Below are 22,840 nucleotides of genomic sequence, written 5' to 3'. Positions count from 1 at the left end.
TTGACCTCCTACATTGTTCTTACTACACTGTTATCATATGAAGCCGTGGGCATGATGACATAGGCATCGGTCTATTTTTAATTAAATTTCTTAAAAAGGTTGGATAGAACATGAGTATGCTCTATACTTATGTTGTTATAGAAAAAATGTGGTGGGATGCTTTGTGCAGTATAATTTTAAAGTAGAGGCTTTTGAAGGGCCTTTAGATTTATTGTTACATTTAATACATCGTTATGAAATTGACATATATAATATTCCTGTAGCGGAAATTACAGAGCAATATTTATCTTATGTTCATACGATGAAAGAACTACAATTAGATGTTGCAAGTGAGTATTTAGTAATGGCTGCGACTTTATTACAAATTAAAAGTAAAATGTTGTTGCCGAAACATGAAGAAGATGTACTTGATAACGGTGATGACTTTATAGATGACCCTCGTCAAGAATTGATGGAGAGGTTAATTGAATATAAGAAATATAAGCAAGTTGCTACTGAGCTAAAAGAAAGAGAACTAGAAAGAGCACAGCTATATACACGTCCGCCAATTGATTTTACATCATTGCAACAAGAAGAGGAGACAAACTTGCCTCTTGATGTTACGTTATATGATATGCTAGCGGCATTTCAAAAATTAATGCGCCGTAAAAAAGCAAAGAAACCTGTAACAACACGTATTACTCGTCAAGAAATACCAATTTCACAGCGCATGACTGATATTTTAAAGCAGTTAGAAATACAAGGTGGTCGTCAAAGTTTTTATGATTTGTTTGTTGATGATGAACGGGAAATAATGGTTGTAACATTTTTAGCGGTTCTTGAGCTTATGAAAAATCAACAAATTATAATTGAACAAGAACATAATTTTGATGAAATTTTCGTATCAAGCTCTACTAAATCTGCATAGAGTTAGTATGGTAAATGGGATAGAAATAGCTATATCTCATGCTAGGTTTGAATGTATCGTTTGGAACAAGAGAAAAAATATTGAACCGAACGCATGAATTGTGATTCGGTTTTTTGATGTGTATTTTTATGGAGAAAATAGGAGGAAGGAGCTCGTAAAATGGATAGAACAGAACAGAAATCAATCATTGAAGGGCTTTTATTTGTGTCTGGTGATGAAGGGATTTATCCAGAACAAATAGCGAAAGTCCTTGAAATTGAAGGAAATGAAGTAATCGATATTTTAGAAGAAATGCAAAAAGAATGTGAAGGTGCACACCGCGGTTTGCAAATTGTACAGTATGCAAAAGTATATCGTTTTGCTACAAAGAAAGAACATGCTTCGTACTATCAAAAATTAATAGATATCCCAACAGCTGCTTCACTCTCTCAGGCTGCTCTAGAAACGTTAGCGATTGTGGCATATCGTCAACCGATTACAAGGACTGAAATGGAAGAGATTAGAGGGGTAAAAACCGATAAGGCGTTACAGACGTTAGTTTCACACTTACTTATAAAAGAAATGGGAAGAGCAGAAGGGCCAGGGCGTCCTATTTTATATGGAACAACGAAAGAATTTTTGGATACATTTGGACTGAAAACATTAGATGATTTACCGGCACTTTCTGAAGAGAATGAACAAATGAATGAAGCAGATTTATTCTTTGGTTCTTTACAGGAGATATCGAAATAAAAGCTTAGCATTTTGCTAAGCTTTTTTTGTATATCAATTATATACCGTGCCATACTAATTGAAAAAGGAGACGAGTTATGAGAGGTATACGAAGTATTTTATTATTAGTTTCTGTTTTGTTATGCTTTTCTTTAAATAGTGCATCGGCCAAAAGATATATGATGTCTATTCATACCACGTCTCCTTTACATATGCAGCGGCAACATTTTGGTAAAATGAAAGTGAGTTTTTTAAAAGTTGGGCAAGGTGATGCGACACTTATTACATTGCCCAATGGACAAACGATGTTAATTGATGGGGGACCTTACGAAGCCGGAGAGGTTATCATTCAAAAACTAATCGAAAAAGGGATTAACCATTTAGATGCTATCGTCAGTACTCATCCTGATATGGATCATATAGGAGGGCTGATTCCGATTGTAGAACAAATGCCAGTATCACTTATATTAGATAGTGGAAAAACATATAGTTCTTTTACTTATCACACGTATCGGAATCATATTAAAAAAAGAGGAATTCCTTTCGTCTCTGTAAAAGAGGGACAATACATACCGTTAGATCCGCATGTTTCCATACAAGTATTAAATAATGGGAAATCAAAAGATGAAAATAATGAATCTTCAATTGTATTAAAGATTCGGTATGGAAAGGCGGATTTTTTGCTAATGGGTGATGCTGATGTGCGAACGGAAACTGAAATATTAAAGCGATTTGATGTACATGCAGATGTGTTAAAGGTGGGACATCATGGCTCATATACTTCAACAAGTGAAGTGTTTATAAAGAACGTAGAGCCACAGTTCGCAATTCTTTCATATGGAAGCAAAAATCCGTATGGACATCCGCACCAAAGTGTAATGAGACGATTAAAACAGCATGGTATAATGATATATGGGACAAATAAACGTACAGTAGAAATGGAAACAGACGGCGAGCATATTACAGTAGGTACTAGTGGATTAATGCCATTACTTAAATGAGTGATAGGATACGAAGATATTCTCCCTTTTTGGAAAACTGAATAACATATATTATAATTGCGAGAGACGCAATAAGTGTCCTTTTTGTTAAACAAAAAGGAAATTTTATTCGAATGTCTAGACAACTACTCGTGCATATATTAAGATGGAATTAGGCGAATAAGGTAATAATAACAAGTAGGTATTTCATGGGAAAGGATCGATGAAAATGAAAACGCAAGTTGTCATCAATGCCAAAATTTATACAGGTCAAGAAGTAGTGGAAAACGGATTTATTCGTTACGCAGAAACAATTAAAGAAATTGGTTTGATGGCTCAATATGTATCACAAGAAAATGAAGCGGTTTTAGATGCGGCAGGGAAGATTGTGATTCCAGGTATGATTGATGTTCATATTCATGGTGGATACGATATTGATGCGATGGATGCAAATAGCGATGGATTAGTAACTCTAGGTAAAGAAATGTTAAAAGAAGGAGTTACAACTTACTTCCCAACAACAATGACACAAGCTCCAGAAGCAATCGAAGCAGCACTACATGCTGCGAAGGAAGCGAAAGAAAAAGGAGCACATTTCGAATATATTCACTTAGAAGGACCGTATGTTTCAAAAAAACGTGCAGGTGCACAACCACTTGAACATATTGTTCCTGCGAATATTGAACAATTTAAACAATGGCAGGAAGCAAGCGGGCATCTAATTAAATTAGTAACATATGCGCCTGAAGAAGAAGGTGCGTTAGAGTTTGAGCAGTATCTTGCTGAAACTGGTGTTGTCGGCACAATGGGACATACAGATGCAATTGATGCGCAACTAAAAAATAGAAACATTACACATGCAACGCATTTATACAATCAAATGCGTGGATTACATCACCGTGAACCAGGAGTTGTGGGTCATGTGTTATTAAATCCAGATGTAATGGTTGAAGTAATTACAGATGGTATTCACATTCACCCTGATATGGTGAAATTAGCATATAAATTAAAAGGACCGAAAAAAGTAAGTGTTATTACTGACGCAATGCGTGCAAAAGGTCTTGAAGATGGATTATATGAGCTTGGCGGACAGCCAGTACATGTAAGAGACGGTAGTGCTCGATTAGAAGATGGAACGTTAGCTGGTAGTATTCTAAAAATGGATCAAGCTTTCCGAAATGTAATTGAATTTACAGGTTGTTCAATCGAAGATGCAGTACTGATGACATCAGTTAACCAAGCAGAAGAGTTTGGATTAAATCATAAAGGTGCATTAGCGGTAGGAAAAGATGCAGACTTTGTTGTGATGAATGAAGATTTACATGTATATGATACGGTTCGTTTAGGAATTCATATGAAGGAAGGGAAGTAATTAAATGAATATTCTTGTTGTAAAAACTCCAGAAGAACTAGCAGAAGCAGGTTATAAATTAATTGAAGAAGTTGTAAAAACAAAAGAAAATCCAACATTAGGAATGGCTACAGGAAGCTCTCCATTAGGTATTTATGCAGAAATGCGAAAAAATAAACTTGATACAAGCCGTGTAACCACTGTAAACTTAGATGAGTACGTAAATTTACCACATGAAGATAAAAACAGCTATCACTATTTCATGCAAGAACAGTTGTTTGATCATCTTCCATTTAAACAAACTTATGTACCAAACGGGATGGCAAGTGATTTAGAGGAAGAGTGCAAACGTTACGAGGGCATTCTAGCTGCTAACCCAGTTGACCTACAGATTCTTGGAATCGGTGAAAACGGTCACATCGGATTTAACGAGCCAGGAACACCGTTTAATTCTCCAACAAACATTGTTGAATTAACAGAATCTACACGCCAAGCAAACCTTCGCTTCTTCGAAAAAGAAGAAGATGTGCCAACTCATGCGATTACAATGGGAATTGGAAGCATTATGAAAGCGAAACAAGTTCTACTTGTTGCTATGGGTTCTAAAAAGGCAGAAGCTCTTAAAGAATTATTGCAAGGTGAGTATAGTGAAGCGTGTCCTGCTACAGTTTTACAACGTCATCCGAATGTAACCGTAATTGCTGATCAAGAAGCTCTATCTTTATGCAGTGAGGCGATTGCTGATGAACATCGACAAGTATTCACCATTTCCGATCTATTATCAGATTCAAGAGTGGGTGAAACAGCTAATTGAGGACGGCGAATGGAAGCCGGGAGATAAAATCCCATCTGAGAATGAACTTTGCGATAAGTTCGAAGTGAGTCGTATGACAATCAGACAGGCGATTAATAATTTAGTGGAACAAGGCTATTTATATCGGAAACGTGGAATCGGTACGTTTGTCCAACTTCCGAAAGTGGAACAAAAATTGCAAGGAATGACGGGATTCACAGAAGATATGATTTCTCGTGGAATGAACCCAAGTAGTCAATTACTTAGTTTCCGCCTAGTTCCAGCTACTGCGAAAATAGCAGACAGGTTGAGAATACAGGAGGGAGAGTCGGTTTATGAAGTTAGGCGTATTCGCTTAGCTGATGATGAACCGATTGCTTTTGAGACGACATATTTGTCGCCAGCTCTTGTAAAAGATATTAACGAAGAAATATTGCAACAATCTTTATATGAACATTTAGAGAAAAAACTGGGCTTTAAACTTGTTAGCGCTACTCAATCAATTGAAGCTTCAATTGCAACGGATAATGAAGCTGAACATCTGCATATTCCTAAAAAGGCGCCAGTGCTTGTAATGCGTCAATGGTCATATTCAGAAGGTGAAGTACCGTTAGAGTATGTGAAATGTATTTATCGCGGGGATCGTTATAAGTTTATTACAAACATCGCACGTAACAAATAATATATTTCAGTTTGTGAAGTACAGTTAATGTCAAATTGTTTAACATGTAAAGAAATAAAAATACGACTCATCCTTACAAGGAGTGAGTCGTATTTTTATTATGAGCAATTACGTGGTTAACAGCATCTTTAACTGTATTTACTACATAGTGAGCGTGTTCTTTTACTGCTTCATCTGCTTGAGACATAGCAAAACTGTGAGGAGTTAAAGAAAACATTGGGATATCATTATAAGAATCCCCTATGCAAGCAACTTCCTCTGGTTGTATTTGAAACTCTTCTAATAAAACAGAAATAGCAGCCCCTTTACTAATATTAGGTGGCATTACATCTAAACATTGTTCTGCTGAAATGAATGTACTAACTTTTCCATGGAATTGTTCATCAATTTTTTTCTGAAGGAGTTGTAAGCTTTCCTTTGTTCCACCGACAGAGATTTTATTTGGGAAAATTGTATCATCAATTTTCTGTAATAGATGAGGTTCTTCAACAGAAGTCATTGTTACTTCTTGTTCAAGCTCATGAATAAACGGTGTTTTCTCTTCAATGTAATAATTATGCTCATCACTTACATAACGAAAATAAGGATCTTCATTTGTCATTGCTAACAGGTCAGGTAGAATACTCGAATCGAATGTTGCGGATAATAGTTGCTTGTTTTCATGTGTGTACACGAAAACACCATTTACACTAATACGATGGAAATTTGTATTTACAGCTTTCATTAAGTCTGCAATTTCATTATCAAGTCGGCCAGAAGCGAAACAAAGAATAACATTTTGCTCAGCAAGACTACGAAGTGCAACAATATCCTGTTCGTCAATTAATCCTCCGTGTTGCATCATTGTACCATCGATATCACTTACAAACATTTTAATCATGTTGTTATCCCCTTTCTATGTACAGTTGCTCTTACATTATACGCATCATATATAAACATGTCTAAAAAATGAATTTTTATGAAATGGTAGATGTTTTACATTGACGACAAAGAAGAATATTCTGTAACATAAAAGCAGGCTATTTAAGTACGAGGGTGGTGTTATATGAGTAATTATCTAGAAATTAAAAAAGTTTTAAATAATAATGTCATCATTGCTAGCCATCCTGAACACGAGGAAGTAGTAGTGATTGGTAAAGGAATTGGATTTGGGAAAAAAGCGAAAGACGTATTGGAGCAAGAACAAATTGAAAAAATGTTTGTTTTAAAAAATGAACGTGATCGTGAACAATACAAACTGTTAGTGCCGCACGTGAGTGAAAAATTAATTGAATTAATGAATGATATTATGTTCTACATTCAAGAAAAAGCAAAATCACCATTGAATGAACATATTCATATCGCTTTAACAGATCATATTTCTTTTGCGATTAAGAGATTAAAACAAGGACTTACAATTGATAATCCTTTTTTAGTTGAAACGAAAATGCTCTATCCAGAGGAATATGAAATTGCTGAAGGTGTTGTAGACCTTTTAAACTCTCGTTTGCAAATTACATTGCCAGAAGGAGAAATTGGGTTTATTGCACTCCATATTTACAGTTCACTTACAAATTCAGATTTATCTTCGGTTAATCAAAACTCCCGTCTCATTGCACAGCTTGTGTCTTTAATTGAGACAAACTTACAAATTACATTAGACCAAGAAAGCATCCACTATTTACGCCTAATCCGTCATTTGCAATATGCTATTGAACGGGTGAAAAAAGAGGAAAAAGTAGAGGAATCACAAAGTTTTGCTGATTTATTAAAGGCGGAATATCCTGTCTGTTATAATTTAGCTTGGAAGCTAGTTAAGGTCATGCAAAAAGAATTGCAACTTCCTGTGTATGAAGCAGAGAGCATATATTTAACGATGCACCTGCAGCGCTTAGTGAAAGCAGAGCATGTGTAAAAAGACATATATTTTTGTCTAAAATGAAAACGTTAAAAAAAATGATTGAATCGCTTACAATAGTTATGTATAATAACTATTGCAAAGTTATACAAATTTCGACAAACACATTAAGGTAAGTAAAGAAAACGTTTGCCTTAATTATAGTGAACTTATACGTAAACCTATTTTTGACACGTGTTACTGATTCGATCAGGCATGAGTGGAGAAAAGTAAGGAATGTAAGCTAGAGAAAGGGATATACTACCCTTTGTATAGCTATCGTTCTATCTTTTTTTCCTCATGTCTTTTTGGCGTTTGTCGGAAGGTATCAATATAGATAAGAGAGGAAGGGTTTCCATGTTTAAGAAGATCTTTGGTGTTCTTCAAAAAGTCGGAAAAGCGTTAATGCTTCCAGTAGCGATTTTACCGGCAGCAGGTATTTTACTTGGATTTGGTAATGCATTTCAAAATCCACAGTTAACAAATGTTATTCCTGCTTTAAAAGCAGATTGGTTCGTAATGGTAGCAAAAATTATGGAACAATCTGGTGATATTATTTTCGCTAACCTTGCATTATTATTCGCAGTTGGGGTAGCAATTGGTTTAGCTGGTGGAGATGGAGTAGCTGGTTTAGCAGCATTCGTCGGCTACTTAATTATGAACAAAACGATGAGTGTGTTCTTAGAAGTAGATAAGCTAGTGAAAGTAACAAGTTCTGGAGCAGATCCAGTAAAAATTGGATTTGCTGATCCAGCATATGCAAATGTATTAGGAATTCCAACGCTACAAACGGGAGTGTTTGGTGGTATTATCGTCGGTATAGTAGCCGCGTATTGCTACAATAAATACTTCAACATTGAATTACCATCATACTTAGGTTTCTTCGCAGGTAAGCGTTTCGTACCGATCGCAACTGCAACATTCTCTTTAGTAGTAGGTATAATCATGTGTTTCATTTGGCCATACATTCAAGGTGGCTTAAATACGTTCTCACATCAAATGATTGATGCAAATAGAACATTAGCAGCATTCATATTCGGTTTAATTGAACGTTCATTAATTCCATTTGGATTACATCACATTTTCTATTCACCGTTCTGGTTCGAATTCGGTCAGTATACAAATGCAGCTGGCGAATTAATCCGTGGTGACCAAAAAATCTTTATGGCACAGTTAAAAGACGGTGTAGAATTAACAGCAGGTACATTTACAACTGGTAAGTATCCGTTCATGATGTTCGGTCTTCCAGCAGCAGCATTAGCAATGTACCATGAAGCACGTCCTGAAAATAAAAAATTAGCAGCTGGTATTTTAGGCTCTGCTGCATTAACATCTTTCTTAACAGGTATTACAGAACCACTTGAATTTTCATTCTTATTCGTAGCACCAGTACTATTTGGAATTCACGCAGTATTTGCTGGTCTATCATTTATGACAATGCAAATTTTAGGTGTTAAAATTGGTATGACATTCTCTGGTGGTTTAATCGACTTTATGTTATTCGGTGTACTACCAGGCCGTACAGCATGGTGGTGGGTAATTATTGTTGGTCTTGTACTAGCAGTTATTTACTACTTCGGATTCCGCTTTGCAATCCGTAAATGGGATTTAAAAACACCTGGTCGTGAAGTAGCAAATGCGAATGACGGTGCAGGGAAAGCAGAAGCTGGTGAACTTCCTCGTGAAGTATTAGTGGCACTTGGTGGTAAAGAAAACATTGCTTCTTTAGACGCTTGTATTACTCGTTTACGTGTTCAAGTTAACGAACAAAAGAATGTAAACAAAGATCGCTTAAAAGAGCTTGGAGCGGCTGGTGTACTTGAAGTTGGAAATAACATTCAAGCTATTTTCGGACCGAAATCTGACACATTAAAATCACAAATTCATGATATTATGTCAGGTCGTACACCTCATGTTGAAAAAGAAGAGCCTGTAAAAGTAGAAGAAGCTCCTCAGCAAGTTGATGAAAACGAAACAATCGTATCACCAATTGAAGGGAAAATCTTACCGATTACAGAAGTACCTGATCAAGTATTCTCAGGAAAAATGATGGGAGACGGATTTGCAATCGAGCCAACAGAAGGAACAGTAGTTTCTCCAGTTAACGGTGAAATCGTCAACGTATTCCCTACAAAGCATGCGATTGGTATTCAATCTGAAGGCGGAAAAGAAATTTTAATCCACTTCGGTATTGATACTGTAAAATTAAATGGTGAAGGTTTTGAAGCACTTATAGCACAAGGCGACAAAGTGAAACAAGGACAACCATTATTAAAAGTCGATCTTGCATTTGTAAAAGAAAATGCACCATCTATCATTACACCAATTGTCTTTACGAATTTACAACAAGGACAACAAGTCGAATTGAAAAAAGATGGAAATGTTAAGAAGGGCGAAAACGCTATTATTGACATTCAGTAGGAATTTGACGCAAAATGTTTATAATTATAATAGGCGATGTGGTTGACCGAACATCGCCTATTATATACAATAGATGATGTAGTACTCACGTCTATACAACTAAAAAAATACTGTAATTTAAAGGAGATAAATTATCATGGAAAAAATCTTTAAAGTAACTAGCGACTCAGGAATTCATGCTCGTCCAGCAACTCTACTTGTAAACACTGCAAGCAAATTTGGTTCTGACATTAACTTAGAGTATAACGGAAAGAACGTTAACTTAAAATCAATCATGGGCGTTATGTCTTTAGGCATTCAACAAAACGCAGAAATTAAAATCACTGCAAATGGTGATGATGCAGCTCAAGCACTAGCAGCTATCGAAGAAACTATGAAAAACGAAGGATTAGGAGAATAATGACTCTTAATATTCAAGGGATCGCTGCATCAAGTGGGATTGCTATTGCAAAGGCTTTCAGACTTGAGAATCCTGAATTTAACATCGAAAAGAAATCAATTACAAACGAAGCTGCTGAAATTGCACGCTTAGACGCTGCGCTTGAGAAAGCAAAAACTGAATTAGAAGCAATTAAGGACCACGCTTTTGCTGAGCTTGGTGCTGACAAAGCTGCGATTTTTGAAGCACATTTATTAGTGTTAAATGATCCAGAACTAGTAAACCCAGTAAAAGATAAAGTAAATAGCGAAAAAGTAAATGCTGAATTTGCAATGGATGAAGTTGCATCAATGTTTATTTCTATGTTTGAAAACATGGATAACGAATATATGAAAGAACGTGCTGCGGACATTCGTGACGTAACAAAACGCGTTCTTGCACATTTACTAGGAATTAACTTCTCAAACCCTGGTACAATTTCTGAAGAAGTAATCATTATTGCTGAAGATTTAACACCATCTGATACAGCTCAGTTAAACCGTAAGTATGCAAAAGGTTTCACGACTGATATCGGTGGACGTACATCTCACTCTGCAATTATGGCTCGTTCTATGGAAATTCCTGCAGTTGTTGGTACGAAAGTTGTTATGGAGAAAATCCAAAACGGCGATATCGTAATCATCGACGGTTTAGATGGGGAAGTAATTGTAAATCCATCAGAAGAAACTCTTCGCTCGTTTGAAGAAAAGAAAGCGAAATTTGAAGAGCAAAAAACTGAATGGGCAAAATTAAAAGACCAAGCTACTGTAACAAGTGATGGACATCACGTTGAGCTTGTTGCAAATATCGGAACACCAAATGATGTACAAGGTATTATCGATAATGGCGGAGAAGGCGTTGGTTTATACCGTACAGAATTCTTATACATGGGCCGTGACAATCTTCCAACAGAAGAAGAGCAGTTCGAAGCGTATAAAGCAGTTCTTGAAGGTGTAAAAGAAGGTCAGCCTGTTGTTGTTCGTACACTTGATATCGGTGGAGATAAAGAGCTTCCATACTTACATTTACCAAAAGAAATGAACCCATTCTTAGGATACCGCGCAATTCGCTTATGTCTTGATGAGCAAGATGTGTTCCGTACACAACTTCGTGCATTACTTCGTGCTAGCGTATACGGTAACTTAAAAATTATGTTCCCAATGATTGCAACTCTTGATGAGTTCCGTCAAGCGAAAGCGATCTTATTAGAAGAGAAAGCAAAACTTGTAGAAGCGGGTACAACTGTTTCTGATTCTATTGAAGTGGGTATGATGGTTGAAATCCCAGCTTCAGCAGTATTAGCAGATCAATTCGCAAAAGAAGTTGATTTCTTCTCTATCGGAACAAATGACTTAATCCAATACACAATGGCTGCAGACCGTATGAATGAACAAGTAGCTTACTTATACCAACCATATAACCCATCTATTTTACGTCTTGTAAAAATGGTTATCGATGCTGCTCATAAAGAAGGCAAATGGGCTGGTATGTGTGGGGAGATGGCGGGAGATTCACTTGCTATCCCATTATTATTAGGATTAGGTTTAGATGAGTTCAGTATGAGTGCAACATCTATTCTTCCTGCAAGAACACAACTAAGTAAGTTGTCAAAAGCAGAAATGGAAACATTAGCAGAAAAAGCATTAATGATGTCAACTGCTGAAGAAGTTGTTGAACTAGTTAAAAGCATATAATCAATAAAAAAACCTGAGTCGATTTGAAATCGGTCTCAGGTTTTTTCTATGAGAAAAGTAAATCTTATTTTTTTACTATAGAGGATAAGGAACAGAATTAGATAGCGATTGCAACGATATCAGTTGGGCATACACGTAAAATACCAGTAAAAGTATTTCGGTTTTGATTGTTCTTATCGTCTTTATTGTTATCTTTGTTATCGTTATTACGAGCTAAAGCAGAGAAAAGAGCAACACCGTTAGCGAAACCTTCAAAAATTACATTGTTGAATGTGCCGTTACCTCTAATGCTTAAAAGAGAAAGCTCTGTTCCAACTGAAATGCTAGCAAGTACGTTACATACAGCTGGTTGTTGTGGTCTTACTTCTCTCTCTTTCTCGCGATGGTCACACTCTCTTTCACGATGATGACAGTCTCTAAAGTTATCACAGCATCCAAATGATCCAAACATAATCCTCATCACCCCCTTCACACTTATAATCTATGTAAGTTCGGTAGTGAGTGACTGGACAGAGAGTGGAATTTTTTCTGGGGGATTTTCTCATTTTAAAAGACTAGCTGGGTGTTTAGTACGGAATGATGTTTAAAATAGGGGAAATATCACAAAAAAGTGTAAAGACCACCGAAATGAATGAAATAGGTAGGCTTTACACTTTTTTACTTTTATATAAAACGATGATATATACAGGGAGAGCTAAGAGCAGTGGTGCAATGGATCGTGCAGTATGTTTTTCTGATTCTAATTGGAACGTTTCTTCTTTTGGGAATTGTAACACTGATATGTTTGTAGCATCGCCAATAAAATATAACAGCAGTACAGTTACTATGTAACTTAAAAGTGCGATAAAGCTTCCGTATGAACTCAATGAAAATCCCTCTCTTGTTATCTATTTGTTATCATTGTATCATAATTGTAACAAAAATACACGGTTATATTTCGGTGTTTTAACAAATTTCGACATGAAACGCCATTTGTGTTTATGGAAATAGCATAAAATTTACTATTTTTTTATGTATAGATGTCGAATAATACGTTGTAATATTACGGATGTGTGACAGGATAAAAAAGAAACGAAGGCAATGAAATTGCCTTCGTTTCTTTTTTGTCCCGTATTAACGCAGTAAGCCCCTAATATTGATTAAAGGTTCACTTTCTTATTTTGCCCATTCACTTACTTGCTCTACGCTCATTCGTGGTGCAGGGTGGCCTTTTAAAGTTGATTCACCAATTGTAATAAGCATAATTGGTACGTAGCGAGATGAAACATTGAATTCTTCTGTAAGTGCTTGTGGGTTGAAACCACCAATAGCACAAGTATCCCAGCCAGTTGCTTTAGCTGCAAGCATAAGTTGCATTGCTGCTAAAGATGCATTTGAAAAGGCTGCATCTCTTGGGAATTGCTCACGAGCATATGCAGACTCAATATTTTTAGCTAAGCGCTCTTTTGCTTCTTCTTTCATAAATCCTTGTTCTACAATTGGACCATAAACTGGTTCAACGTTTTTATAAGCTTCTAAATCACCTAAAATAGCGACTACAGCAGATGCATCAAGAATTTGTTGTTGGTTATAAGCAATTGGATGTAATCGTTTCTGTACATCTTCACCTTGGAATACAAGGAATTTCCAATGCTGCAAGTTCCAAGCAGAAGGTGCTTGAGCAGCTCCCTTTAAAATCTCGTGTAACTCTGAAGATGAAATTTCTTTCTCTGGATTGAATGCACGTGTAGATGTGCGTTCGTATAGAACATTAAAAAAGTTGTCGTTTGTCATTATATATCCTCCAAGTTACATATCAAATTATGAAAAAACACATGTAATATATTCTACTTACATTTTGTAAGTTATCGAATTTAAGAATATAATATCTTTATTTTAATTGTCAAGTTTTAAAGAGGAAGCTAGGGCATTCATACAAACGATACAATTCCGATAATCATACACTAAAAAAGGAATTTATAGAGTGAAACAGCGAAGATAACATTCTCAATTAGCTTGTTAACATGAATTTCTCACGCATTCAAGTTTTTAGAGCACAGTCTTTTATAAAATGTTTGTGAGGGATTCAGTAGAACAAGATATATGAAGTGAGTGAAGACTAGTGATGAACATACTACATTTTTTATTAGAGAATACGGTTTTCCAAAATGTATTACAAGATCTTCAGTTAAATGTCCTTTATATAGAAAATGGGTGCACACATCAACAAACGATAGAAAGTATTCATCCAAAATGTATGTTTATAGCAAATAGTTTTGAAGAAGGAGAAGTATTGTATCAGAGGACTAAACCACATATTGTAATTATGTATGTAACAGATTTTTCTCAAATAAAATATATAAAGAATATGTATAATCCACAGAGTACTTTTATTGTCATTTGGGATCAACAGATAACAAGCGAGTTTACAGAGGTGCTTACGTTAGGGATACGTAATATTGTGATAGCCCCTGTGACTCCACAAATGGTGTTAGAGGAAGTGAATAAAAGTTTGTATCAACTTTCTTTAGTGCGGCAAGTAAGTTTGCAACAAGAACTACTTCAAACGATGTTTGATTTTCAAAATGACTTATTATTTATAGTAGAAGACGATGAGATTGTTGATTGTAATACAAATTTTTTAGAGTTTTTCGGATATGAAAATTTGTTTGCCTATCGTGAGCAACATTTAGTATTTGCTGAACATTTTATTAGAGTAAATGGATACTACTCAACAACTCATGATATAACATGGCTAGATGATACATTATCATATGATAGAAGAATTAAGATGTCTAATTATGAAGGGGAAGTGTCAACTTTTTTATTGCGTGCGACACCATTGCCAGAAGATTTATCAAGATTTATTGTGAAGTGTACAGAGATTACAGAATTAGATGAAATCTATCAAGAACAAGAAAGGCTTGCTATGATAGATTCGTTAACAGAGATTTATAATCGTTTGAAGTTCCAACAAATACTAGAGGCTGAATGGGATAATGCAATGCGTAACGATGAAAAAATAGCGCTTATTTTATTTGATATAGATAATTTTAAAACAGTAAATGACACGTATGGCCACGATTTTGGTGACTTAGCATTAATTCAGCTTGCAGAGCTTATGAAATCTAAAGTGGAGCAGCAACATGTATTTGCAAGGTGGGGAGGAGAAGAATTTATTATATTAGTAACGAATACAGTAGAAAAAGAAGCATTTCAAGTTGCAGAATCATTACGGTTTTTCATTGAGACAAAGCAATTTTCAGGAATTTCGAAATTAACAGCGAGTTTTGGAGTTGCGTTATATGAACAAGGTATTACAAGAGAAGAATTAATGCAACGAGCGGATATTGCATTATATGAAGCGAAAAAAAATGGGAAAAATCAAGTGTGTGTATATAGAAAAGAAAAAAAGTGATTTTTCGCAACAAATTGTTGCGATTTTTTTTTATTGTTTGATAATAGAATATGAGGGGGATTTTGAACGAAGGAATTATGGAGGAGCAACATGATAAAAAAAATAATGATGATGGCTTCGCTGTCTGCTGTAGTTTGTGGTGGAGTATACTATTTTCTCTATAATCCCAATATAAAGGAAAGCACTGTATTAACAACTAAGGTGAATCCTACTATTGAATCAGAAGTACAAGAGAATATAGAAGAAAAAGAAGAACAACAAATTGATTATGCTAGTATATCTCAAAAGTTAGATCAATATTTAATAGGAAAGCAATTTAATGGAACAGTTTTAGTAACAGATAAAGAGCATGTTATATTGAATAAAGGATATGGATATGCTGATGTTCAATATAAGATAGAAAATACGCCTCAAACAAAATATCGTATCGGTTCTATTACGAAAACAGTCGTGGCCACATCTATTTTACAGCTACAGGAACAAGGGAAGCTAAATATTCAAGACAATGTAAATAAATATATTCCCTCTTTTCCGGTAGATAAAAATATCACCTTATATCATTTGTTAACACATACATCAGGTTTACCAGAAAGCGGAAAAGGGAAAGTGAATGCTGCTTCTCGTATAAATTTAGTAAATTGGATTGGAAGTCAAAAATTAGAATTTCCACCAGGAGCAGGTTGGAGATATACAGATTATAATTATATGGTGCTTGCCTATATTATAGAAAGCATATCAAAAAAAACTTTAGGAGATTACATAAAAGAAAATATATTTACTAAAGCAGAAATGCATGAATCTGGTATGGGAAATATGGCTCAGGGAGATCAGCATTTTACTAAAGGATATGTAAAGAAAGAGAATGTACTTGAACCTGCACAAAAATTGTTAATGGAGTGGTTATACGGATGCGGTGAGATGTATACGACAGTTGGCGATATGAAGAAATTAGACGAAGCGATTATAAATGGGAAACTTCTTTCTGAACAAAGTATACAAGCGATGTTTTCACCTTCAACAGAACGAAAATATGCATTTAGTTTTTATATATATCCGGATTATTTTCATAATCATGGTGTACTATCTGGTTGGAACACATTCAATAATTTTAATAAAGAAAAAGGCACTTTTGTTATTTTATTTTCAAATGTGAAAAATAGTATAGATGATGATTTTAATAATGAGTTTCGAAAGATGGTAAGTGATTTATTAGAACAAAGGGGATGAGAAAATGGAACGTAAAAATGTATCAATAGGTTTCATCGGTATTGGTGTAATGGGAAAAAGTATGGTGCGTCATTTAATGCAAGACGGCTATAAAGTATATGTATATAATAGAACAAAAGCGAAGACAGACTCTTTAGTGCAAGATGGTGCAAATTGGTGTGATACACCGAAAGAGTTAGTAAAGCAAGTAGATGTTGTAATGACTATGGTTGGATATCCACATGATGTTGAAGAAGTGTACTTTGGAAGTGAAGGCATTATAGAGAATGCAAATGAAGGCACGATAGCCATTGATTTTACGACATCTACACCAACATTGGCAAAACGTATAAATGAAGTTGGTAAAAGAAAGAATGTATTTACGTTAGATGCCCCTGTATCTGGAGGAGATGTTGGTGCGAAAGAAGCAAGACTTGCAATTATGGTCGGTGGAGAGAAAGACATATATGATAGATGTTTACCGTTGTTTGAAAAACTAGGAACAAATATTCAGTTACAAGGACCAGCTGGGAGTGGACAGCATACGAAAATGTGCAATCAAATTGCAATTGCATCCAACATGATTGGAGTATGTGAAGCTGTTGCTTACGCGAAAAAGGCTGGACTGAATCCAGATAAAGTATTAGAGAGTATTTCAACGGGAGCAGCAGGTAGCTGGTCATTGAGTAATTTAGCTCCTCGAATGTTAAAGGGAGATTTTGAACCAGGGTTTTATGTAAAGCATTTTATGAAAGATATGAAGATTGCTTTAGATGAGGCTGAAAAATTGCAATTACCAGTACCAGGTTTAAGTTTGGCGAAGGAATGGTATGAAGAGTTAATAAAAGATGGGGAAGAGAATAGCGGAACACAAGTGTTATACAAAAAATACATAAGGGGGTAAATGAGATGGAGCTTCAAAAATTTGATGAGATGATTGATACTGTACAACGAGCAACTTGTATACAAATTAATGAAAAACAAAAAGAAGCTTTTAAACAAAAATATGATTTTGAGCCGAAATTCGAATATGGAAGAGATGAAAAGGGGCATTACATTATTCGAACTTCAAAAAAAATGCTAGAAGAAATGGAGTTTTATTTGGCATTGAAGTATGATCGAGATGGAGTTGATCTATATATGCAAGCAGAGATTGATGGTATATGTCACGTATCTGTTAGCTATAGTGAAGATGCCCTACATTTACAAGAATTGTTTCAATTTCTAGAAGAAAATAAATAAAAGTCCTCATTTGAGGACTTTTATTTATTTAGGTATATTAAATTTTTATAATTATAAGCTAGAAGCCCGGCGGCATCGTTCGATTGGGAATGGAATAACTTGCGCGATGTGATTAGGACCAAATTGTTTTGCACGAGCATGGCGTACTATATAAAATGCACACAGAATGGAAACAGGAATAGCACCGAATAAGCCGAAAAATAAAGCGCTTACACAAGATGCGACAAAACCTAAAACACCAACTTCCAACTCTTCCATAATAGCTCCTAGAATAACAGGAAGTGCTCCACACGTAACCCCTAGTATAAGTGCGATAAGTAAACTCATGATTATCCCCCTCTGTTTGCGATATTCTTTTCCTTCTTATTTAATTGTAGTATATCATATACAAAACAGAATTTTCAGAAAAAATTCAAAAAAAGTTCAATAAATGTTCAAAAAGTGTTAAAAAATTCATTGGAAAAATAGAAGGGGAGATTGTTTTGGAATAGAAGGACTCATATGTTTGAGAAAATAAAAAATCAGGCTTATTTCATTTTTTGAAATAAGCCTGTTCCATAGGAGGATGTATATATGTAGAGTGAATAAAAGGTTGGAAAAGGGGATCCAATTCCTTTTATTCAACTAACTACCTCAATAAATTGGAACCCAGCCTTCAGTTGTAACAAAAATACGAATAGCGACAACTTGACGATCATCTTGTAAGGTAAAATAATGTCTTGCATTTTCTGGAACAGATATGAGATCGCCTGGCTCAAGTTCAACGTCAAAGAATTTTCCATCTTTTCCTTCAATGGCAAATATGCCATGTCCACTAACAATAAAGCGAACTTCATCATCAGTATGATGGTGTTCTTTTTGGAAATTAATTAATAATTCGTCAAGGTTAGGTATGCTATTTGAAAGTGAAATTACATCATGTGCTTTATAACCTCGGCGCGCTGAAACATCAGCGATTTCTTTTGAAAACACAGCTAATATTTCAGCCTTGTTTTCATCTGTTAACGAATAATTTTCATTTAAATAAGTAGGAAGTTTAGAGATGTTCCATTTCTCATATAAAACGCCTTCCTCTTGTAGAAATTTAGATACTTCTACTTCATTTTCTATGCGAGTATTTACTTCATGAATACGAATTTGCGCCATTAGAAACGCCTCCTTGAATTGATAATAGTTTTATATGGAATTGGAATAAAAACTCATAAGCTTCTAATCTTTTCTTTGCATCAAAGCTATCTCGGCCCCATACGGTAATACCGTGGTTACGAATTAATACTGCTCCCGAATCTCCTTGTATATGCTTTCGGAAGTTTTCTCCAAGCGTTGGGATATGGGCATGGTTTTCGATAATAGGAATGTGAATTGTTGCACCTTCTTCCCAAATATCGAGAGCTTTAATAATTTCTTGATTTTGAAGGGTGACTGCATCACTATATAAATTTGTGATGACATTATTATCAGTTGTATGAACATGAAGTACGCACCCGGCATTCGTATTGTTATAAATATGTGTATGTAATATGGTTTCTGCTGAAGGGCGTAATTCAGTCTCTAATACGGGAACCCCTAGATGATCTACTAATAGAAAATCATCTGGAGTCGTTTTTGTTTTATCTTTACCACTTGCTGTAATAAGAAAAGTAAGTGGCTCATGACTAACCTTTATAGAAATATTACCACTCGTTGCTGGAAACCAATTTCGTATTGTTAACTCTTTTTTTACCTCGCTTAAGTCATACCATTGACGAAAAAGTTGTTTCATGATTTCACCTCCAACAAATGTTTTAATTCGGTTTGAACATCATGGAATGTTTCAAACGGTGTATAAGCAATATAATTCTCTTCACACTTTGTAATAAGGAAGTCACGAGCAAATACTTTATCTGCTTGTTTCGCAGCTTGTAAATCAGTAATTGAATCTCCAATCACAATATGGAAGTCATTCGTATCACTTAATTTACGGATTAAGGATGATTTGCATAATCCGCAATGATTTTGACAATGATGATCACAAGGATAAGGCCACTTAACGGTAATGAATTCACTTGAAAAGTCTGTTTCATTACAGTAAATTTGCTCTTTTGAAATGATTCCTTGTAAGAGTGGATAGACGAAGAAATCCATTCCGCCTGATATAACGTAAAAAGAAATGTTATTTTCATTTACAAATTGTATAAATTCATGAAAACCATTACGTATTTCAGCAGTTTTTATTAAAAATTGAATCATATCATCGTGTAGACTAGTAGGTATTAATTGAAATAATTGAGAAACACCTTCTTGAATAGACAGCTCTTGTGATAAAATTCTGTTCTTTACTTCTTCGGCTTCTGGTGGTGCAAATTTTTCCATAATGGACATAATGTTATCATTATTTGTAATCGTGCCATCGAAATCACAAAATACTTGAATACTCATAATTTCACCCCATGAGAGGGATTTCCCCATATTTGTAGTGCACTGTGCAAATTTATGTCATCTACTTCATGGAGTGGTGTATTTTGCAAAGTAGCATCAATTGCAGTACGGAAAGCTTTACCGCCGCCTTGCGCCCCGCTCGGATGTCCATGTATCCCGCCGCCAGCATTAATAACAACCTCTTTACCGAAATCTCGTAAAATAAAGGGAACGAAACCAGGGTGAATACCAGCAGACGGAACAGAAAAACTCTTCTTGAAAAATGGATCGTCTTGAGTTAAATATTTCGAGATAGCAAGAGCGTCCTCTTTTTCTAGTGCAACACTTCCATATGGAGATGGGAATAATGAAAAGTCAGCGCCAGCATAACGTAATAGTTTTCCGAGTAATAATGGAGAGGAAACTCCATATAACTTGGATGCTGAGTAAGCACCACTTACAGCAGGGTGTGCCATAATAGGAACTGTGATTTCATTATCTTCTGCCAGTGATTGTAGTACATCTAGTCCGTAAGCAAATACGTTAAATAATAGAATATCAGCCCCGGCTTGCACTGCGCGTTTCGCATTTTCTTTTAAATCGAAAGTTCGACCTGTTAAATTTACGGCATATAACGTTTTATGTCCGTATGTTTCATATACGGATTGTAAAACTTCTTTTCCAGATACAATGCGTTTCGTAAGTGGTGTTAATGTATTCTCAAATAATATTTCATCATCTTTTACTATATCTACACCACCAATTGCTTGATCGCGTAATTGCGTTTTTAAATACCCAATATTTCGTCCAATCATTCCTTTAAAAATACTCATTAAGAGAGGACGCTCATGCACTTGTAGTAGGTTTCGGATACCATCTATCCCGAACTTTGGACCAGGAAAATGCTTTTTTAGCTCGTCTGAAAAAGTTAAGTCGATTAATTTCACTTCGCCATCAAGAGATAGCTTTCCGAATGTAGTTGTTAAAATTGCTGGTAAGTCTGGACTGAAGTTTAATAACGGATATTCAATTTTAATAATCCCGCGTTTTACTTTTTTTCGTAAATACGAATTGGTATGTTCTTGTTCAGCTAATTCCTCAACATGAATGACGTTGCCTTTATGCTGTTTTAATTGTTCTTGCAATAAGTGTGGCAAATGAGTCCAAGATCCAATTGTTAAACCGAGTGCAATTTGCTCAGCTTTTTTTTCTAAGTTATGTGAATCATCATGGATTAAATATGTTGCTATAATTCCGCTCATTGTTAAAACCTCCTAGTTAAATAAAAAAACCTCTCAGCTAAGGAGAGGTTTTTTTACAACCAGCTCCTTATCTGTCAGCATAATGCTGCGAGAATTAGCACCGTGTCTACAATTGTAGATCGGTTGCCGGGTTTCGTCGGGCTCGTCCCTCCACCTGCTCTTGATAAGAAGTATTTAGAAATGTTTAAATTTTTAAGATAACTGAATTTTGTCAGATATTTTTCATGTTGTCAATGACTTTTTGAAAAAATTTAATTTATCAATTCGATTAATGGCTTCTTGCAATCTATCTTCTGTATGTAAGAGGCCAACGCGGACATACCCTTCGCCATGTTCACCAAATCCAACACCAGGGGCAACTGCAACGTGTGCTTTTTCTAGTAAAATATCAGAAAATTGCTCAGATGTATAACCTTCTGGTACAGGAAGCCATGCAAAGAATGATCCTGTTGGAATATCTACATCCCAACCAATTGAGTGACAGGCTGAAATAAGAGCGTTTCTGCGAGATTCGTAACTATTTACAAGGTCTACGACGCAAGACTGTGAACTTAATAGTGCTTCACGGGCAGCATCTTGAACTGCACCAAAAATACTAACATACATATGATCTTGTAATAAGTTAATTGTTTCAATGATACTTGCATTTCCCACAGCAAAAGCAATACGCCATCCAGCCATATTGAAAGTTTTCGATAAAGTGTAAATTTCAATACCTGTATCTTTAGCGCCGTCTGCTTGCAAGAAACTAACAGGTTTTTGACCATCGAATCCAATCGCACCGTAAGCGAAATCATGAACGACTAATATATTATGTTCATTAGCAAAATGAATAGTTTCATCAAAGAAATCTTTTGATGCAGTAGCACCAGTAGGATTGTTTGGGTAATTTAAAAACATTAACTTTGCCCGCTCAGCGATAGTGTCATCAATTTTCGTATAATCCGGTAAAAAATTATTTTCTGCAAGTAGCGGCATTGTTTCAAATTGTGCTTTTGCTAAAGCAACTCCCGATAAATAATCTGGATATCCTGGATCTGGAACGAGAATGGTATCACCAGGGTTTGTAAAACAAATTGGTAATTCTACTAATCCAGCCTTTCCGCCAAACAAAATAGCAACTTCTGTTTTTGGATTTAATTCTACGCCGTATTCACGTTTATAGAATGTTGCCACAGCTTCTTTTAAACTTTCATGTCCACGAAATGGCGGGTATTTATGATGAATGGCCTTTTCAGCAGCGTCTTGTAAAGCTTTTACGATATGCTGTGGTGTTGGTTGATCTGGATTACCTTGTCCTAGATTAATAACATCGTGACCTGCTGCAACGACTTTGTTAACTTTTGCAACAAGTGAAGCGAAAAATTGTGTTGGCAATGATGTTACTATCTCAGAAGGTTGAAATAATTTCATACTTTCCACCTCTTTTGAAAGTTGTTACAATTCTAGTGACAAATGATATAATCTTTCCAGTATTTTGTAAAGAAAAAAATTAAGAATGGG

General features: G+C 35.4%; 24 protein-coding genes and 1 riboswitch. Of the genes, 14 read left to right on the top strand and 10 right to left on the bottom strand.

Features of this window, described 5'->3' with window-relative positions; genetic code table 11:
• The first annotated feature begins 163 nt into the window (after nt 1–163).
• From scpA to phnF, 6 genes are all read left to right on the top strand, one after another.
• A complete protein-coding gene (gene scpA, locus KZZ19_RS19795) occupies nt 164–907 on the top strand; it encodes a segregation/condensation protein A (protein ID WP_061679113.1) in 744 nt (247 codons plus the stop codon).
• A gap of 159 nt (nt 908–1,066) precedes the next feature.
• On the top strand, nt 1,067–1,639 hold the full coding sequence (scpB, locus tag KZZ19_RS19790; RefSeq protein ID WP_088097625.1) for a segregation/condensation protein ScpB: 573 nt from the start codon (nt 1,067–1,069) through the stop codon (nt 1,637–1,639).
• 77 nt (nt 1,640–1,716) lie between these two features.
• A complete protein-coding gene (locus KZZ19_RS19785; RefSeq protein ID WP_237979432.1) occupies nt 1,717–2,619 on the top strand; it encodes a ComEC/Rec2 family competence protein in 903 nt (300 codons plus the stop codon).
• A 208-nt stretch (nt 2,620–2,827) separates the two neighbouring features.
• A complete protein-coding gene (gene nagA, locus KZZ19_RS19780) occupies nt 2,828–3,970 on the top strand; it encodes an N-acetylglucosamine-6-phosphate deacetylase (RefSeq protein ID WP_237979589.1) in 1,143 nt (380 codons plus the stop codon).
• A 4-nt stretch (nt 3,971–3,974) separates the two neighbouring features.
• Nucleotides 3,975–4,763, top strand: a complete 789-nt coding sequence (gene nagB / locus KZZ19_RS19775; RefSeq protein ID WP_088097623.1) for a glucosamine-6-phosphate deaminase — start codon at nt 3,975–3,977, stop codon at nt 4,761–4,763.
• The gene (gene phnF / locus KZZ19_RS19770; RefSeq protein ID WP_002194085.1) at nt 4,693–5,424 is read left to right on the top strand and encodes a phosphonate metabolism transcriptional regulator PhnF; all 732 of its coding nucleotides are present in this window, start codon (nt 4,693–4,695) and stop codon (nt 5,422–5,424) included. The genes nagB and phnF overlap by 71 nt, the downstream gene beginning before the upstream one ends.
• A gap of 73 nt (nt 5,425–5,497) precedes the next feature.
• Here the strand turns inward: phnF and KZZ19_RS19765 are convergent, their stop codons facing one another.
• Entirely contained in the window at nt 5,498–6,304 is an 807-nt protein-coding gene (locus KZZ19_RS19765) for an HAD family hydrolase (protein WP_237979431.1), read from the bottom strand.
• Nucleotides 6,305–6,469: 165 nt separating this feature from the next.
• Between KZZ19_RS19765 and glcT the strand changes: the two genes are divergently transcribed.
• The 4 genes from glcT (at nt 6,470) to ptsP (ending at nt 11,833) form a co-directional block, all read left to right on the top strand.
• Nucleotides 6,470–7,318, top strand: coding sequence for a glucose PTS transporter transcription antiterminator GlcT (gene glcT, locus KZZ19_RS19760; protein ID WP_088097621.1), 849 nt, complete (start codon nt 6,470–6,472; stop codon nt 7,316–7,318).
• A 339-nt stretch (nt 7,319–7,657) separates the two neighbouring features.
• Nucleotides 7,658–9,721 carry a PTS glucose transporter subunit IIABC gene (gene ptsG / locus KZZ19_RS19755; RefSeq protein ID WP_088097620.1) on the top strand — a complete coding sequence of 688 codons (2,064 nt, stop codon included), beginning with the start codon at nt 7,658–7,660 and terminating at the stop codon, nt 9,719–9,721.
• A gap of 136 nt (nt 9,722–9,857) precedes the next feature.
• On the top strand, nt 9,858–10,121 hold the full coding sequence (gene ptsH, locus KZZ19_RS19750) for a phosphocarrier protein HPr (RefSeq protein ID WP_000411080.1): 264 nt from the start codon (nt 9,858–9,860) through the stop codon (nt 10,119–10,121).
• Entirely contained in the window at nt 10,121–11,833 is a 1,713-nt protein-coding gene (ptsP, locus tag KZZ19_RS19745; RefSeq protein ID WP_000174214.1) for a phosphoenolpyruvate--protein phosphotransferase, read from the top strand. The genes ptsH and ptsP overlap by 1 nt, the downstream gene beginning before the upstream one ends.
• A gap of 97 nt (nt 11,834–11,930) precedes the next feature.
• On the opposite strand, the gene KZZ19_RS19740 is transcribed toward ptsP, so the two are convergent.
• From KZZ19_RS19740 to KZZ19_RS19730, 3 genes are all read right to left on the bottom strand, one after another.
• On the bottom strand, nt 11,931–12,284 hold the full coding sequence (locus KZZ19_RS19740) for a DUF3915 domain-containing protein (RefSeq protein ID WP_088097619.1): 354 nt from the start codon (nt 12,282–12,284) through the stop codon (nt 11,931–11,933).
• A gap of 196 nt (nt 12,285–12,480) precedes the next feature.
• Nucleotides 12,481–12,699, bottom strand: coding sequence for a hypothetical protein (locus KZZ19_RS19735; protein WP_088097618.1), 219 nt, complete (start codon nt 12,697–12,699; stop codon nt 12,481–12,483).
• Nucleotides 12,700–12,988: 289 nt separating this feature from the next.
• Nucleotides 12,989–13,606, bottom strand: coding sequence for a nitroreductase family protein (locus tag KZZ19_RS19730; protein ID WP_088097617.1), 618 nt, complete (start codon nt 13,604–13,606; stop codon nt 12,989–12,991).
• Between the two features lie 331 nt (nt 13,607–13,937).
• Here KZZ19_RS19730 and KZZ19_RS19725 point away from each other — a divergent pair, with 331 nt between their 5' ends.
• From KZZ19_RS19725 to KZZ19_RS19710, 4 genes are all read left to right on the top strand, one after another.
• Nucleotides 13,938–15,230, top strand: coding sequence for a GGDEF domain-containing protein (locus tag KZZ19_RS19725; RefSeq protein ID WP_140392537.1), 1,293 nt, complete (start codon nt 13,938–13,940; stop codon nt 15,228–15,230).
• A 90-nt stretch (nt 15,231–15,320) separates the two neighbouring features.
• The gene (locus KZZ19_RS19720) at nt 15,321–16,457 is read left to right on the top strand and encodes a serine hydrolase domain-containing protein (protein WP_140392536.1); all 1,137 of its coding nucleotides are present in this window, start codon (nt 15,321–15,323) and stop codon (nt 16,455–16,457) included.
• Nucleotides 16,458–16,461: 4 nt separating this feature from the next.
• A complete protein-coding gene (locus KZZ19_RS19715) occupies nt 16,462–17,340 on the top strand; it encodes an NAD(P)-dependent oxidoreductase (RefSeq protein ID WP_237979430.1) in 879 nt (292 codons plus the stop codon).
• Nucleotides 17,341–17,345: 5 nt separating this feature from the next.
• Nucleotides 17,346–17,678: a DUF3909 family protein gene (locus tag KZZ19_RS19710; protein ID WP_237979429.1), complete on the top strand. Its 333-nt coding sequence runs from the start codon at nt 17,346–17,348 to the stop codon at nt 17,676–17,678.
• Nucleotides 17,679–17,729: 51 nt separating this feature from the next.
• On the opposite strand, the gene KZZ19_RS19705 is transcribed toward KZZ19_RS19710, so the two are convergent.
• From KZZ19_RS19705 to KZZ19_RS19680, 6 genes are all read right to left on the bottom strand, one after another.
• A complete protein-coding gene (locus KZZ19_RS19705; protein WP_000054671.1) occupies nt 17,730–18,005 on the bottom strand; it encodes a hypothetical protein in 276 nt (91 codons plus the stop codon).
• A gap of 306 nt (nt 18,006–18,311) precedes the next feature.
• Complete coding sequence (locus KZZ19_RS19700; protein ID WP_237979428.1) at nt 18,312–18,824, bottom strand: 1,2-dihydroxy-3-keto-5-methylthiopentene dioxygenase; 513 nt, start codon at nt 18,822–18,824, stop codon at nt 18,312–18,314.
• Nucleotides 18,802–19,440 (bottom strand): methylthioribulose 1-phosphate dehydratase, encoded by a 639-nt coding sequence (locus KZZ19_RS19695; RefSeq protein WP_237979427.1) that lies wholly within the window; start codon nt 19,438–19,440, stop codon nt 18,802–18,804. The genes KZZ19_RS19700 and KZZ19_RS19695 overlap by 23 nt, the downstream gene beginning before the upstream one ends.
• Complete coding sequence (locus tag KZZ19_RS19690) at nt 19,437–20,096, bottom strand: 2-hydroxy-3-keto-5-methylthiopentenyl-1-phosphate phosphatase (protein ID WP_237979426.1); 660 nt, start codon at nt 20,094–20,096, stop codon at nt 19,437–19,439. Before KZZ19_RS19690 ends, KZZ19_RS19695 begins: the two co-directional genes overlap by 4 nt.
• Nucleotides 20,093–21,337, bottom strand: coding sequence for a 2,3-diketo-5-methylthiopentyl-1-phosphate enolase (mtnW, locus tag KZZ19_RS19685; RefSeq protein WP_237979425.1), 1,245 nt, complete (start codon nt 21,335–21,337; stop codon nt 20,093–20,095). Before mtnW ends, KZZ19_RS19690 begins: the two co-directional genes overlap by 4 nt.
• A 64-nt stretch (nt 21,338–21,401) precedes the next feature.
• Nucleotides 21,402–21,507: riboswitch (SAM riboswitch) on the bottom strand.
• Between the two features lie 52 nt (nt 21,508–21,559).
• The gene (locus KZZ19_RS19680; protein ID WP_237979424.1) at nt 21,560–22,750 is read right to left on the bottom strand and encodes a pyridoxal phosphate-dependent aminotransferase; all 1,191 of its coding nucleotides are present in this window, start codon (nt 22,748–22,750) and stop codon (nt 21,560–21,562) included.
• Nucleotides 22,751–22,840 lie beyond the last annotated feature (90 nt).

Origin of the sequence: Bacillus thuringiensis (genome assembly GCF_022095615.2) — a bacterium.
Taxonomy (GTDB): Bacteria; Bacillota; Bacilli; order Bacillales; family Bacillaceae_G; genus Bacillus_A; species Bacillus_A cereus_AG.
This window is presented reverse-complemented; position numbering and strand designations above follow the sequence as displayed.

What these genes read in the sequence shown, in the direction of transcription:
- scpB (WP_088097625.1), top strand. Translation starts at nt 1,067, where the DNA reads ATGGATAGAACAGAACAGAAATCAATCATTGAAGGGCTTTTATTTGTG.
- KZZ19_RS19785 (WP_237979432.1), top strand. Translation starts at nt 1,717, where the DNA reads ATGAGAGGTATACGAAGTATTTTATTATTAGTTTCTGTTTTGTTATGC.
- nagA (WP_237979589.1), top strand. Translation starts at nt 2,828, where the DNA reads ATGAAAACGCAAGTTGTCATCAATGCCAAAATTTATACAGGTCAAGAA.
- nagB (WP_088097623.1), top strand. Translation starts at nt 3,975, where the DNA reads ATGAATATTCTTGTTGTAAAAACTCCAGAAGAACTAGCAGAAGCAGGT.
- phnF (WP_002194085.1), top strand. Translation starts at nt 4,693, where the DNA reads ATGAACATCGACAAGTATTCACCATTTCCGATCTATTATCAGATTCAA.
- KZZ19_RS19765 (WP_237979431.1), bottom strand. Translation starts at nt 6,304, where the DNA reads ATGATTAAAATGTTTGTAAGTGATATCGATGGTACAATGATGCAACAC.
- glcT (WP_088097621.1), top strand. Translation starts at nt 6,470, where the DNA reads ATGAGTAATTATCTAGAAATTAAAAAAGTTTTAAATAATAATGTCATC.
- ptsG (WP_088097620.1), top strand. Translation starts at nt 7,658, where the DNA reads ATGTTTAAGAAGATCTTTGGTGTTCTTCAAAAAGTCGGAAAAGCGTTA.
- ptsH (WP_000411080.1), top strand. Translation starts at nt 9,858, where the DNA reads ATGGAAAAAATCTTTAAAGTAACTAGCGACTCAGGAATTCATGCTCGT.
- ptsP (WP_000174214.1), top strand. Translation starts at nt 10,121, where the DNA reads ATGACTCTTAATATTCAAGGGATCGCTGCATCAAGTGGGATTGCTATT.
- KZZ19_RS19740 (WP_088097619.1), bottom strand. Translation starts at nt 12,284, where the DNA reads ATGTTTGGATCATTTGGATGCTGTGATAACTTTAGAGACTGTCATCAT.
- KZZ19_RS19730 (WP_088097617.1), bottom strand. Translation starts at nt 13,606, where the DNA reads ATGACAAACGACAACTTTTTTAATGTTCTATACGAACGCACATCTACA.
- KZZ19_RS19725 (WP_140392537.1), top strand. Translation starts at nt 13,938, where the DNA reads ATGAACATACTACATTTTTTATTAGAGAATACGGTTTTCCAAAATGTA.
- KZZ19_RS19720 (WP_140392536.1), top strand. Translation starts at nt 15,321, where the DNA reads ATGATAAAAAAAATAATGATGATGGCTTCGCTGTCTGCTGTAGTTTGT.
- KZZ19_RS19715 (WP_237979430.1), top strand. Translation starts at nt 16,462, where the DNA reads ATGGAACGTAAAAATGTATCAATAGGTTTCATCGGTATTGGTGTAATG.
- KZZ19_RS19710 (WP_237979429.1), top strand. Translation starts at nt 17,346, where the DNA reads ATGGAGCTTCAAAAATTTGATGAGATGATTGATACTGTACAACGAGCA.
- KZZ19_RS19705 (WP_000054671.1), bottom strand. Translation starts at nt 18,005, where the DNA reads ATGAGTTTACTTATCGCACTTATACTAGGGGTTACGTGTGGAGCACTT.
- KZZ19_RS19700 (WP_237979428.1), bottom strand. Translation starts at nt 18,824, where the DNA reads ATGGCGCAAATTCGTATTCATGAAGTAAATACTCGCATAGAAAATGAA.
- KZZ19_RS19695 (WP_237979427.1), bottom strand. Translation starts at nt 19,440, where the DNA reads ATGAAACAACTTTTTCGTCAATGGTATGACTTAAGCGAGGTAAAAAAA.
- KZZ19_RS19690 (WP_237979426.1), bottom strand. Translation starts at nt 20,096, where the DNA reads ATGAGTATTCAAGTATTTTGTGATTTCGATGGCACGATTACAAATAAT.
- mtnW (WP_237979425.1), bottom strand. Translation starts at nt 21,337, where the DNA reads ATGAGCGGAATTATAGCAACATATTTAATCCATGATGATTCACATAAC.
- KZZ19_RS19680 (WP_237979424.1), bottom strand. Translation starts at nt 22,750, where the DNA reads ATGAAATTATTTCAACCTTCTGAGATAGTAACATCATTGCCAACACAA.